Consider the following 13,693-nt stretch of genomic DNA (forward strand, 5'->3'; position numbering starts at 1 on the left):
CGGCCTTTTTTGTGTGTTTACAGCTTGCTTACACTACCAAATTACGCGCGTGATACGTAGCTGCTGTCTGTTGTATTAATAATTAATACGTCGCCTTCATTTACGAAGAACGGAACGTTTACTGTTAAACCAGTTTCAACAGTTGCCGGTTTTGTACCACCAGAAGCTGTGTCACCTTTGATACCAGGTTCTGTTTCTGTTACTTTAAGCTCAACTGTGTTTGGAAGTTCAACACCTAACGTCTCACCTTGATACATCATAATTGCAACTTCCATATTTTCTTTTAAGAATTTTAGTTCATATTCAATTGCACTAGCCGGAAGCTCTAATTGCTCATAAGACTGGTTGTCCATGAATACGTGCTGATCGCCGCTTGCATATAGATATTGCATTTTACGATTATCAATTTGAGCTTTTGCTACTTTTTCACCTGCACGGAACGTTTTTTCTTGAACAGCTCCTGTACGAAGGTTACGTAGTTTTGAGCGGACGAATGCAGCGCCTTTACCAGGCTTTACGTGTTGGAAATCCATTACACGCCAAATACCTCCGTCTACTTCTACTGTCAAACCTGTACGAAAATCATTTACTGAAATCATGAAGAAATCCTCCTACATTTTATAAAATAATGAACTCTTTTGATGAGTGCGATAATGCCTCATTACCTTCTGCTGTGACGATCGTATCATCTTCAATACGAACGCCCCCTAAGTCTGGTATGTAAATACCTGGTTCAACGGTTACAATCATACCCGGCTGCAGTACATCTGTAGATTTCACAGAAAGTGATGGGCCTTCATGTACTTCTAACCCTACGCCGTGACCGGTCGAATGTCCAAAATACTGGCCGTATCCGTGTTCTGTAATATAATCACGCGTTAGCGCATCTGCTTCCTTACCCGTCATGCCTGCTTTGATGCCTTTCATTCCGTTAAGCTGTGCTTGCAGTACGACGTTATAAATTTCTTTCAGTTTATCACTTACTTCACCGACAGCAAATGTTCGTGTGATATCTGAACAGTAACCATTATAGTATGCGCCAAAATCAAGCGTCACAAGTTCGCCTTTTTCAATTACTTTGTCAGAAGCAACACCATGCGGTAAAGCTCCACGATGCCCTGAAGCAACAATTGTATCAAAGGATGAAGATGTTGCGCCTTGTTTTCTCATAAAGAACTCCAGTTCATTAGATACTTGAAGTTCTGTTAAACCAGGACGAACAAAGGTTAAAATATGTTCATATGCTGCATCTGCTATTTTTGCAGCTTCCTTTAATATCTTAATCTCTGAGTCACTCTTTATCAAGCGTAAGTTTTCGATTGCGTGCGAGATTGGAACAAGTTCCGCACCGATATGCTTATCAAATAATTGGTGCTGTCCATATGTAACATAATTCTGTTCAAAGCCAAGCTTTTTAATTCCAAATTTTTTCACTACATTCGCTACTTCTTCTACAATAGGACCCTTGTGCTGAACAATATCAAAACCTTCCGTTTGACTAGTTGCTTGCTTAACATAACGAAAATCTGTTACAAATGCCGCTTTGTCTTCAGAAATGATAACGACACCAGCAGAGCCTGTAAAATTAGTCATGTAGCGTCTGTTGTATTCACTTGTAATCACGACACCGTCTACATTCAACTTTGAAAACTGTTCGCGTAGTTTTTCTATTTTCATCTTATTTCCCCCTTAATTGTAAAAGTGCCTGCAGGGCAAGTTCGTATCCGTATAAACCTAGCCCCACAATTTGACCATGTGTAACAGGTGCCGTCACAGAGTGGTGGCGAAACTCTTCGCGCTTATGTACCTTCGAAATATGCACTTCAATAACAGGAACAGATATACTAGCAATCGCATCTCGAATCGCATAGCTGTAGTGAGTAAAAGCGCCAGGATTAATCATAATTCCATCAAATTTTTCGTCTGCTTCATGAATCCAGTCGATGATTACACCTTCATGATTTGACTGCACGCACTCAACTTCTACCCCGTGGTCTCTTCCTGCTCGCTGAATCTTTTCTTCAAGATTTTGAAGATTATCTGTCCCATATACCGCTGGTTCACGTACGCCTAACCGATTTAAATTAGGACCGTTTATTACTAAAATCTTATTCATCTTAACTCAACACTCTCCCCTACTACGAACCCTTTATGTAGCTTAGCTGTGTAAGCTATTTGCACTTTATTTTTCTTTTTAAATCATTATATAGAATATATTAGCATACGTTGGAACATTCACACTACTTATTCGCCGTTTGAAAATCTGTAGACTCATCTTTTGTTTGAAGCTCTGCAGCTTCAAAAGAAATGGAATATCCGATGAACACACCATATAAAATATAAATACAGAGGGATGAAATAATCGTGTTAGCTGGAAGCTCTCCAACTGTTTTTAAATTGGGAAAGAGCGGATTCAAAACAACGAATACAATTGCCCACCATAGTAAGCCGTAAGCTAAACCTATCCAAATTGTTTTAAACTTCTTTAGCAGGACATAGTATAACAACCCGACAACAATAGATAGTACTGCTATAAGAAATATACTGACAATAACACCTATTCCTTTATCTTTCCAATTACCTAACGCCCACGGATCTAAAAGCATATTTGGATTAATAACACTAAAGCTAAACAGATAATTTAAATAGCCAATAAAGCTCCAGAAAACCCCTCCAAAAAAGGAAATAAAGATGACTTTAAATAAAAAAGATATTTCCTGTTTATGTGTAGGGTGGTTGTCCTGCTTTTTTTCATGCTGTTCTTTAAGTTCTGACACATTAATCACCTCTTGATGTAGTATGAACTTTTTTCTCATTTGCTACCGACTCATTTCTAAGTTTTTACGTTTATTACTCTTCCTATACGCAAGAAGGCATCCTCATATTACAGAGGCATTTTAAAACTACTTCGAACAAGATTTCATAAACAGATTTTATAAGTGAAAGGAAAAAAATTCATAACAAGGGTGTGGAGATGAAAAATATTGGCTAAACTAGATAACATGCATCCGCCTAGAGGTTTATTTGATTTTGCTGTAGAATATAAAATACTAAGAAGTCTAGTTTAAGTTAGGTTGGTGCCTGAAATGTCTAAATTACAAAAACCTGCGTATGGTGGTCAAGCCGTTATAGAAGGCGTCATGTTCGGTGGCAAACGCATTATGGTGACGGCCATTCGCCGCAAAGATCAATCTATTGATTATTTTCATTCAAAAAGAAAATCAAATTCCGTACTCACTGCTTTAAAAAAAATTCCTTTTTTACGAGGAATTGCTGCTATTGTTGAAGCCAGTGCAAACGGTACGCAGCACTTGAACTTTTCCTCTGAACGCTATGATGTGAACCCAGAAGATGATGCTCAAGTAGCAGCAGAACAACAAAAAGAGAAAAAAGAATCAAAACTATCTTTAATATTTGGCGTTGCAACTATTGGTGTAATATCCTTTCTTTTCGGGAAAGTACTATTTACATTGATTCCTGTGTTTTTAGCACAATTGACACGTCCTGTTTTCACTTCAAGTGTAGCGCAAGTTTTTATTGAAGGAGTATTTAAACTATTATTGCTCCTTGGCTATATTTATGTGATTTCACAAACGCCACTTATTAAACGGGTGTTTCAATATCATGGAGCAGAACACAAGGTCATTAATGCATATGAAAACAATGCTGAACTTACGGTAGAAGCCGTTCAAGCACAATCTCGACTTCATTACCGCTGCGGAAGTAGCTTTATCCTCTTTACCGTAGTTGTAGGAATGTTTGTCTACCTACTAGTTCCAACGGATCCTCTTTGGTTACGAATTGTGGATCGCCTTGCATTAATTCCAGTTGTCCTTGGTTTATCATTTGAAGTTTTACAGTTAACCAATAAAGTTCGTCATGTCCCTCTTCTTCGCTTTTTAGGTTATCCCGGTTTATGGCTTCAGCTTTTAACAACCAAAGAACCAAAAGATGATCAAGTTGAAGTTGCGATCGCTTCATTCAAAGAACTTTTACGCGTTGAAAATGAACTTTCTTCTACCACTGACGAACAAGTTGTCTAATCCACACCGTTTTGCTTTCTTTTTCTACTATTTTAGGAGGTGAACAAAATGAGACGTCCATTCGTGAAACCACTTGTATATGGTCTAATCGGGTTAGGAGTCATTGGCTTTGCATTTACGTTGATTACAGATCCAGCTGTTTTATTACGTCAAGCAGGTTATATTTTTCTGTTTATCATTTTGTTTTACTTAGTTTATCGGTTTATTCTCCGCCCTTCTCAGACAAAAGGTCAAGATAGAGGCTATGTGCGCGCAGTAAAGCAATCAAAACTGCGTCAAAAAGAAAAAGAGCGAGGAAGCAACAAAGTTGATATGCATACGTACCGAAGCTCAAATAAGCGCCCGGTATCCAAATCAACGAAACCGCTAAAGAAAAAGAAAAACAACTCACACTTGACCGTCATCGAAGGTAAAAAAGGAAAAAAGAAAAATAGAGCATTCTTTTAAAAAACAAGGAGAAAACCCTCCTTGTTTTTTTAATAGCACCATTTTTTCAAAAATGCCCTTGTACGCTTTTTACCAAACGCAATCAGCTCTTCCCTTCGTTCTTCTGTGAGGATAAATTCTGTCGCAAAAACTTGATTAACGGGTAAAAAGATAATATTTTTTTCGTGACGTTTTGAGATATGTCTCGCATCGTGCGCATCTTTCATCGTCTCAAAAAGCGCGCTGAATAAACCAACGGCATTTTTGATTTTATTGCGCTCCCTTTCTTCATCTTTCGGGCTCAGCTTCACACCGATTACCGGTCGTTTTTTAAGACTTTTATCGTCATCAAATAGGAAGATGGGAAAGTTGCTTAACACGCCCCCGTCAACTATTAAACTGCTTGGGGTAGACTTTAATTTAACCGGCTCAAAAAAGTATGGAATGCTGCAACTCATTCGAACGGCTCTTGCTACTGAAAAACGATTAGGGTCGATTTGATATTTAGGCAAATCATCTGGAAGAACAAGCATCGTACTGTTGGTCAAATCTGAAGCAATAATACGCAGCGATTGATCAGGCAAATCAGCAAATGTACGAATTCCTCTGCTCCGCAATTTCTCAGCAATCCACTTTTCAAGCCTTTCTCCTTTATACAATCCCATTTTCCAATATAAAAACAGCCATTTCGTCAAGCTTGATGGTAAAAAGGACATTCGTTGATCCAAAAAAGAAGATAATTCAATTTCATTCATCATTTCAATAATCTCTTCACTCGTATAACCGGCTGCTACAAATGCACAAATAATAGAACCCGCACTCGTTCCGGCTAACCGCCGAAAAATAAAGCCTTTTTCTTCTAGAGCTTGTAACGCGCCAATCAGTGCAAGCCCTTTAATACCGCCACCTGAAAACACTCCGTCGACGTACACAGCCTCTCCTCCAAACTACCCACTCTACATTTGTAGTCGACTCAGCAACAAGTTATGATAAAAAGAAAAAGCAGTGACCAATAGCGGCACTGCTTCTTTCTTATAATGTTTGTTCTTCTTCATTTCGTTTTTGTACATTGCGAAGATCTTGAATACGATTATGATTTTCTTCAAAGTATTGAACTAAATCTCCAATTCGGTCGATGGAGTTCCAGCTTAAGTGATGTTCAATTCCTTCTACGTCATCATAAATATTTTTCTCATCTACGCCAATGATGCGCAGTAGCTGTTCTAAAAGCTCATGGCGATAAACAAGACGTTTACCGATCTTCTGTCCCTTAGCTGTTAAAACAAGGCCTCGGTATTTTTCATAAATTAAGTACTCATCTTTGTCTAGTTTTTGAACCATCTTCGTTACAGATGAGGGATGAACCGCCAATGCATCAGCAATATCAGACACTCGAGCGTATCCTTTATCTTCAATTAGCATATATATTTGTTCAATATAATCTTCCATACTCGGTGTAGGCATGAAATCTCCCCCAATTAATATTATGTATTGCTAATAATAAGTCATAAATGTCTGTTTCTTATAGTGATATCGTGTTCATGTTTGATGATCTATGTGAAAAAAACGTGTAAATAAAGCGATGTCATAAGATAAAACTTGATAAAAGACATTCAATTAAAATCATACTACAATGCTTATTTAAATACAAGAACCGTTCGCTTCCACTTCTTATTTATGCCCCATTTTTATACATAATAAAAGCTGACTCGTTTGAGCCAGCTTTTACTAGTTAATCATGATCAACATTAAAGGCCGCATTTCAGCTGTGCACCACAGTTTGTGCATGTGTTGCATCCGCCCATTTCTTCTACCGTTCCTTGACGGCAAACCGGACAAGTATTACCTACTTCAGAACCGATTGTTACGTCAGTCGAGCGAATTTCATTAATTGTATCAACTAACACGACGTGCGGTTTCGTTTCTTCTTTTGGCGCTTCAATTTCTTCATCAAATGTATTTTCTTCTGCTTTTAGCGTTAAGACCTGTGCATCACGGCTTCCGTCTACGTACACCGTACCGCCTTTTGCTCCGCCTTTATACAGACGCTCGTACACTTTTTGAACTTGCTCTACTGTATATCCGCGAGGAGCATTTACTGTTTTACTAATTGAGCTGTCAATCCAGCGCTGAATCACACATTGCACGTCCGCGTGAGCTTGTGGTGCAAGTTCCATAGCTGAAATGAACCATTCAGGAAGGTTGTTTGGATCTGCTTCTGGATGCTGATCTAAATACTCTTGAACGATATCAGCTTTTACTTCAATGAATTTACCTAAACGGCCGCTTCGGAAGTATGAGAATGAGAAATAAGGTTCAAGACCAGTTGAAACCCCAACCATTGTTCCAGTACTACCTGTTGGCGCTACCGTTAATAAATGAGAGTTTCGGATACCGTGTTCTTTAATGTTTTCACGAATATCTTCAGGCATTTTTTTCATGAAGCCTGTATTTGTGAATGCTTCACGTAAAGAAGTTGTTTCAGCATCTGTTTCGCCCACTAAGAACGGGAAGCTTCCTTTTTCTTTTCCAAGCTCTACAGACGCGCGGTAAGCTGTCGTTGCGATTGTTTCAAACACTTTATCTACTAACTCATTGCCTTTGTCAGAGCCGTACTCTGTTTCACAATAAATAAGAAGATCGTGAAGGCCCATTACACCAAGACCAACGCGACGTTCGCCAAGTGCTTGCTTTTGGTTTTCTTCTAAGAAATAAGGAGTTGCATCAATAACGTTATCTTGCATTCTAACGCCAGTTTCAACTGTTTGACGTAACTTTTCAAAGTTAACAGTCTTCGTTTCTTTATCTGCCATTTGCGCTAAGTTAACAGCAGCTAAGTTACAAACAGAAAATGGTGCAAGTGGTTGTTCCAAATTTGTTATCGTAAAGGCTTTTTATCCTCTACCTCTTACGCTTCATATTTACGTAAGTTCAGCATACGTTTTCGTTACAATTATTCAGCCATTTCTTTCAAATACTCTTTTGCAGTTTTAAAAATGTAACGTTGCGGCCTCGTGGAAGCATTATAGTCTGTTATACAGGATCAGCTTCTATGCGTTGCCCCTGACTAAACCTTTACGTTTAGCCTTCGGTTCAGATTCCCATCTCAGGGTTCCTGCTTTATTCCGCAATGTTTTACATGAGGCAAACTATTCACCACATGGATTGGTTGCAACAACGTGCTGACCATATGCTTGAGCATTTGTCATATCATTAGCATTGTCAAAGAAGAAAATGCCTGGTTCAGCTGAGTACGTTGCACAAATATTAATTAAGTTCCATAGCTCTTTTGCACGGATAGTACGATACGTACGAACTTTGTTTCCTTGTTTTGCCCATTCGCGCACATCTCCTACTTCGTGCCAGTTTTCGTTGTAGTTAGCCATTTCTTCTTTTGAATAGCTTTCTACATCTGGGAAGCGAAGTTCATATTCACCGTCGTTTTCAACAGCATCCATAAAGTCTTTTGTTAAGCATACAGAAATATTTGCTCCTGTTAAAAACTCTGAGTTGTGAACGCTGTACGTTCCGCCTGTTTGCAGCTTTTCTTCTGCATCTTTAATGATTTTTTCACTGAATCCACCAAGACCAGGAATTTGTTTATAGTTAATGATTCCTTGGTACATCGCTTCTTCAGACTCTGTTAGCGGCGTGAACTTCAATTTATCTTGCGCATGTTTTTTAATCATTTCGTCATTTGTGTTTTCAATTAAGAAACGTAAAATGCGAGGGTTTTGCATTTTAGAAATAATAAACTCTACAATGTCAGGATGCCAGTCGGCAAGCATGATCATTTGGGCCCCCCGACGCGACCCACCTTGCTCAACAAGATGCGTCAGTTTAGCAATATCATCCAACCATGAAACCGAACCAGATGACTTGCCGTTTACACCGCGAGCCAACGTGTTGCGCGGGCGAAGAGTTGAACCATTCGTTCCAACACCGCCTCCGCGACTCATGATTTCCATTACTTGTTTGCGGTGTTCTGAAATACCTTCACGTGAATCTTTTACATAAGGCATTACGTAACAGTTGAAGTACGTTACGTCTGTATCAGCACCTGCACCGTAAAGAACGCGGCCAGCTGGTACAAAGTTTAGTTGAACAAGCTCTTGATAAAACTTTTCAAACCACTCTTTGCGTTTTTCTTCTGTTTTCTCAACAGAAGCTAAGCCTGTTGCATTACGTTTCGCAATTTGCTCGTAGAAGATCTCTAGAGGTTTTTCAATGACATCTAGCGAACGCGTAATTAAACCGTTTTCTGCTTCATCAGGCGATAAAGCACCTCTAAACTCATCTTCTACCTTGACAACAGCGGTCTTTTGCTCAAAATTAATGCTTTCCACATAGCCAAGTCCTCGTGCTGGAAATTTTGGATCTTCTTTTACTGTTAGAACAACAAAATCTCCTTCTGATAATGTTAATTTTTCCGTATCTTTAAATGCATAGCGATCTAACATTACCAATCTTGAAACACCTTTATGAGTCAACTTCATATCTGGTGTAATCGGATGTACTTGCGGAAAGCGTTCAATATCTGAATTGAGCTTTTCAACATTCATATTCACTTTTTGATTTAACAAAACAGTCATTCTCACAACTCCTTACCTATCGAACATCTATAAATTTATTAACTCTTTTTCCTTTTAAAGGAAAAAGAGTTTTTCAATCAACTATCAATAACTTACCACACGGCTTGGACGAATTCAATATATAGTATTTGACACTTATCCAAACATCTACATATAGAAGGGTGTCAAGTGAAATATTTTTTTTTCTGCAAAAAAAGTGTTTGACTTTTCTTCTCTATGTATTCTATTAGCCGAGGGTCATTTCTAAAAATCCCAATAAAAAGTGCAACTTATAAGAAGTTGCACTTTTATCTATTTTCCATCGACATCCGTTTAGCGCTTAAAGTTCCATTCATCCGATCCGTACTTTGTGCGCGCTAGCTCTTCTACATATGCTTCCTCTTCTTCAGACAGTGTATACGGTTCTAAATCGATATCAAGAGCTGAAGCAAATCCTTTATAAAACGCTTCTTTCGCTTCTTCAATAGAGATTTTGCGGCCAGCAATTGCATTGATCGCTACCGCTTTAGAACGAAATGCGCGCTGCATTCTTTCTTTAACGCGATCATTTGGATAATTAAACACGCTGAATAATTTATCTTCATCAATCTCTAACAGGATAGAGCCGTGCTGTAGAATAACTCCTTTTTGTCTTGTTTGGGCACTTCCCGCAATTTTGCGTCCCTCTACAACTAGTTCATACCAAGAAGGAGCGTCAAAACACACGGATGAACGAGGATTTTTTAAGCTATTTTTTTCTTCTTCTGAACGAGGAATAGCAAAATAAGCCTCCAGCCCTAACGAACGAAATCCTTCTAGTAAACCTTCAGAAATCACGCGATATGCTTCTGTAACTGTCTTAGGCATGTTAGGATACTCTTCAGATACAATTACACTATAAGTAAGCTCTTCATCATGAAGCACGCCTCTGCCGCCCGTTGGACGTCTTACAAAGCCTAATCCTAATTCTTTTACTTTATCAAAGTTAATTTCTTTTTCAGCTTTTTGAAAATAACCGATCGACAGCGTTGGAGGATTCCATCCGTAAAAACGAATTGTAGGTGGAATTTCCCCTTTACTATGCCATTCTAATAACGCCTCATCTAACGCCATATTGTAATAAGGCGAACGGTTGTTGGAATCAATAAATCTCCACTTTGCTTTCATCTACCTCATCCTCAGCTATATGTAATATAAAAAATAAATCCGTTTTTTAGTCTACCAAAAGTTTGGGCTAAGGAAAAGCAAAGAGCAACATAAAACTATGAATTCAAATGTGGTAGTTTTTTCATTTTCGGGAAGAGATCCGCTAGATTCAAGGCAAAATCACTTTACTTCTAATTTCATTCACTTATATAATAAGAGTATGGATTTTGTCGAAGAAAGGAAGAATCAGCATGTCAGCAATTACAGCAGTACTCATTTTACTTGGAGTAATCATCATATACTCTGTCGTTATGTTCTTTTACCAACGTCGCATTATGAAAACGTTAACTGAAGAAGAATTCCGCAGCGGCTACCGCAAAGCACAGCTAGTTGATATTCGCGAGCCGAACGAATTTGAGAACGGACATATTTTAGGCGCACGAAATATTCCTCTTTCACAGTTCCGTATGCGCATTAAAGAATTTCGTCCAGATCAACCTGTCTACATCTATTGTCAAAGCGGGATGCGTACAGGACGTGCAGCACAAATGCTTCGTCGCCATGGTGTCCAAGAAATCTATGATCTAAAAGGCGGCTTCAAAATGTGGAACGGTAAAGTGAAAAAGAAAAAATAATGATATGTATATAGAAAAACCTCGCCCAAAAGGCGAGGTTTTTTGTTAGACGTTTTGAACAGTCTGTTCTTTCTGATAACGAAGGACTGGCTTTCTCGCTGCGAGCGTTTCGTCAAGGCGCTTCACAACTGTTGTATGAGGAGCTTCCTGTACGATTTCAGGTGTCTCTTCTGCTTCTTTGGCAATTTGAATCATCGCATCGATAAACGCGTCTAGCGTTTCTTTTGACTCTGTTTCCGTTGGTTCAATCATCATACACTCTTCTACGATAAGCGGGAAATAGATAGTCGGCGGGTGATAGCCAAAATCAAGCAATCGTTTCGCAATATCCAATGTTCGCACGCCAAGCTTTTTTTGGCGTTTTCCTGATAAAACAAATTCGTGCTTACAGTGACGGTCAAATGGCAGGTCATAGTGTTCTGCTAAACGACGCATCATATAGTTAGCATTTAACACGGCATTTTCCGTTACAGCTTTTAAGCCATCTGGACCCATTGAACGAATATACGTATAAGCGCGAACGTTGATGCCGAAGTTTCCGTAAAATGGCTTTACGCGTCCAATTGACTGAGGACGGTTATAATCAAAGTGATAGCCTTGCTCTGTTTTTACAAGCACTGGTTTAGGCAGATACGGAATTAAATCTGCTTTTACACCTACAGGACCAGAACCAGGGCCGCCGCCTCCATGAGGACCTGTAAACGTTTTATGAAGGTTTAAGTGAACAACGTCAAACCCCATATCTCCAGGACGAGCTTTACTTAATACTGCGTTTAAATTCGCACCGTCATAATAAAGCTTTCCACCTGCTGCGTGAACGATTTCAGCCATTTCTAAAATATCTTCTTCAAATAAGCCAAGCGTATTTGGGTTTGTTAACATTAAAGCGGCTGTATTAGCTCCGACTACGCGACGTAAATCTTCTAAGTCCACTAAACCATGTTCGTTTGATTTTACCGTTACGGTTTCAAATCCCGCAACCGTTGCTGAAGCTGGGTTCGTTCCGTGAGCTGAGTCCGGCACAATTACTTTCGTTCGCTGCGTCTCACCATTTGCTTCGTGATAGGCACGAATCATCATAAGCCCGGTCCATTCGCCATGAGCACCTGCTGCTGGCTGAAGTGTTACTTCATCCATTCCTGTAATTTCCGTTAAATGCTCTTGTAAATCATACAGAAGTTCGAGAGCACCTTGAACCGTTTGCTCATCTTGAAGCGGATGGATGTGGGCAAACCCAGCAATGCGTGCTGCTTGTTCATTTACTTTTGGATTATATTTCATCGTACATGAACCAAGCGGATAAAACCCTGAATCCACTCCGTGATTTCGTTTTGAAAGCGCCGTGTAATGACGCATAATATCAAGTTCTGACACTTCAGGAAGCTCAGGGGCTTCTGCACGCACATACGCTTTTCCAAGCAGTTCTTCAGCATTAACTTGCGGCACATCTAATTCAAGCAATGAATAGCCGATTCGTCCTTCTTTACTGCTTTCAAAAATAAGTGATTGATTTTGATTAAGCATGAAGATCCCCCAATTCATTTACAAGTTGGTCAATTTCCTCTTTTGTACGGAGCTCTGTAAAAGCAAGCAGCATGTGATTTTCAAGCGCTTGGTTATCACGGCTAAGATCATAACCGCCAATTATTTTTGATGCTAATAAATGATTGTTTGCTTCTGTCACCGAAACAGGAAGCTTGACAACTAATTCGTTAAAAAATGGTCCTTCAAATGCTACATGTACCCCTTTTGCCTTTAACGCTTCATATGCATAATGCGTTTTTGATAAGTTTTGCAGCGCCATTTCTTTAACACCTTGCTTACCTAAAGCTGTCATAGCAACTGAGGCTGCTAAAGCATTTAATGCTTGATTTGAACAAATGTTAGACGTCGCTTTGTCACGGCGTATATGCTGTTCACGGGCTTGAAGCGTTAAAACAAACCCTCGCTTACCGTTTTCATCCACCGTTTGCCCTACTAATCGTCCTGGAATTTTCCGCATAAGCTTAGACGTAGTTGCAAAGTATCCGCAGTGCGGGCCTCCAAATTGACTTGGAATACCAAATGGCTGTGCATCTCCGATGACAATATCCGCTCCGAAGTCTCCAGGAGGCGTCAACAAGCCTAACGATAAAGGATTACTTGAAACTACAAACATACATTTTTCTTGATGAGTAATTTCTTCAATTTCTTTTAGCGGCTCGATTTGTCCGTAAAAATTGGGATATTGGACAATAACAGCTGCTACGTCATTTCCCATCTCTTTTTCTAATGCAATCATATCTGTTATTCCGTCTGCTGCAGGGATTTCTACCACTTCAATGTATTGACCCTTTGCATACGTTTTTAAAACGTCTTTGGACTCAGGGTGAACAGCCGCCGAGACAAGTACTTTTTTCTTTTTTGTTTGGCCCGCACTAAGCATAGCGGCTTCTGCTAAAGCAGTTCCTCCGTCATACATGGAAGAATTGGCCACGTCCATTCCCGTTAACTCACAAATCATCGTTTGAAATTCAAAGATGGCCTGAAGTTCTCCTTGAGAAATTTCTGGTTGATACGGAGTATAGGCCGTATAAAATTCCGAACGAGAAATAACATGATCAACAATAACCGGCATGTAATGATCATAAACCCCTGCTCCTAAAAAAGAAGCGTAGTCTTTTAAATGAGCATTTTTAGCAGCCATATTATTTAATTCTTTTAATAGCTGAGGCTCTGAAGCAGCTTTTTTAATATTGTATTCTCCTTGAAAACGAACTCGCTGCGGAATATCTGAAAATAAATCATCAACAGATGAAACACCAATTGCTGCTAACATTTGCTGCTGATCTTGTTCTGTCATTGGTAAATAGCGATGTAACATGTTAAATTC

Annotated in this window: 12 protein-coding genes and 2 pseudogenes; 3 read left to right on the forward strand and 11 right to left on the reverse strand. The window is 39.3% G+C overall.

Annotation, left to right across the window (positions count from 1 at the left end; translation table 11 throughout):
* Positions 1–41: 41 nt before the first annotated feature.
* From efp to ACLHDF_RS06675, 4 genes are all read right to left on the reverse strand, one after another.
* Positions 42–599, reverse strand: a complete 558-nt coding sequence (gene efp, locus ACLHDF_RS06660; protein ID WP_413918126.1) for an elongation factor P — start codon at positions 597–599, stop codon at positions 42–44.
* Between the two features lie 19 nt (positions 600–618).
* Positions 619–1,677 carry a M24 family metallopeptidase gene (locus ACLHDF_RS06665; RefSeq protein WP_413918127.1) on the reverse strand — a complete coding sequence of 353 codons (1,059 nt, stop codon included), beginning with the start codon at positions 1,675–1,677 and terminating at the stop codon, positions 619–621.
* Between the two features lies 1 nt (position 1,678).
* Positions 1,679–2,116 carry a type II 3-dehydroquinate dehydratase gene (gene aroQ / locus ACLHDF_RS06670; protein ID WP_413918128.1) on the reverse strand — a complete coding sequence of 146 codons (438 nt, stop codon included), beginning with the start codon at positions 2,114–2,116 and terminating at the stop codon, positions 1,679–1,681.
* A gap of 124 nt (positions 2,117–2,240) precedes the next feature.
* A complete protein-coding gene (locus ACLHDF_RS06675) occupies positions 2,241–2,777 on the reverse strand; it encodes a YqhR family membrane protein (protein ID WP_413918129.1) in 537 nt (178 codons plus the stop codon).
* A gap of 309 nt (positions 2,778–3,086) precedes the next feature.
* Between ACLHDF_RS06675 and ACLHDF_RS06680 the strand changes: the two genes are divergently transcribed.
* Positions 3,087–4,043 (forward strand): DUF1385 domain-containing protein, encoded by a 957-nt coding sequence (locus tag ACLHDF_RS06680; RefSeq protein ID WP_413918130.1) that lies wholly within the window; start codon positions 3,087–3,089, stop codon positions 4,041–4,043.
* Positions 4,044–4,091: 48 nt separating this feature from the next.
* On the forward strand, positions 4,092–4,490 hold the full coding sequence (locus tag ACLHDF_RS06685; protein ID WP_013059160.1) for an SA1362 family protein: 399 nt from the start codon (positions 4,092–4,094) through the stop codon (positions 4,488–4,490).
* A 29-nt stretch (positions 4,491–4,519) separates the two neighbouring features.
* Here ACLHDF_RS06685 and ACLHDF_RS06690 read toward each other — a convergent pair whose 3' ends face one another.
* The 5 genes and pseudogenes from ACLHDF_RS06690 to ACLHDF_RS06710 all read right to left on the reverse strand — a co-directional run bounded on the left by ACLHDF_RS06690 (position 4,520) and on the right by ACLHDF_RS06710 (position 10,207).
* Positions 4,520–5,401, reverse strand: coding sequence for a patatin-like phospholipase family protein (locus ACLHDF_RS06690; RefSeq protein ID WP_413918131.1), 882 nt, complete (start codon positions 5,399–5,401; stop codon positions 4,520–4,522).
* Positions 5,402–5,501: 100 nt separating this feature from the next.
* Entirely contained in the window at positions 5,502–5,933 is a 432-nt protein-coding gene (gene mntR, locus ACLHDF_RS06695) for a transcriptional regulator MntR (protein WP_251391360.1), read from the reverse strand.
* Positions 5,934–6,217: 284 nt separating this feature from the next.
* Positions 6,218–7,339 (reverse strand): annotated as a pseudogene (locus tag ACLHDF_RS06700) (hypothetical protein); the annotation flags it as partial.
* Between the two features lie 285 nt (positions 7,340–7,624).
* A pseudogene (locus ACLHDF_RS06705) lies at positions 7,625–9,061 on the reverse strand (vitamin B12-dependent ribonucleotide reductase); the annotation flags it as partial.
* A 312-nt stretch (positions 9,062–9,373) separates the two neighbouring features.
* The gene (locus ACLHDF_RS06710) at positions 9,374–10,207 is read right to left on the reverse strand and encodes a biotin/lipoate A/B protein ligase family protein (protein WP_013085005.1); all 834 of its coding nucleotides are present in this window, start codon (positions 10,205–10,207) and stop codon (positions 9,374–9,376) included.
* 230 nt (positions 10,208–10,437) lie between these two features.
* Between ACLHDF_RS06710 and ACLHDF_RS06715 the strand changes: the two genes are divergently transcribed.
* Positions 10,438–10,821 carry a rhodanese-like domain-containing protein gene (locus ACLHDF_RS06715; RefSeq protein WP_129704752.1) on the forward strand — a complete coding sequence of 128 codons (384 nt, stop codon included), beginning with the start codon at positions 10,438–10,440 and terminating at the stop codon, positions 10,819–10,821.
* Between the two features lie 45 nt (positions 10,822–10,866).
* On the opposite strand, the gene gcvPB is transcribed toward ACLHDF_RS06715, so the two are convergent.
* On the reverse strand, positions 10,867–12,345 hold the full coding sequence (gene gcvPB / locus ACLHDF_RS06720) for an aminomethyl-transferring glycine dehydrogenase subunit GcvPB (protein ID WP_413918132.1): 1,479 nt from the start codon (positions 12,343–12,345) through the stop codon (positions 10,867–10,869).
* On the reverse strand, positions 12,338–13,684 hold the full coding sequence (gene gcvPA / locus ACLHDF_RS06725) for an aminomethyl-transferring glycine dehydrogenase subunit GcvPA (RefSeq protein WP_413918133.1): 1,347 nt from the start codon (positions 13,682–13,684) through the stop codon (positions 12,338–12,340). Before gcvPA ends, gcvPB begins: the two co-directional genes overlap by 8 nt.
* Between the last annotated feature and the right edge of the window lie 9 nt (positions 13,685–13,693).

The organism is Priestia megaterium, assembly GCF_046599315.1.
GTDB lineage: Bacteria > Bacillota > Bacilli > Bacillales > Bacillaceae_H > Priestia > Priestia megaterium_F.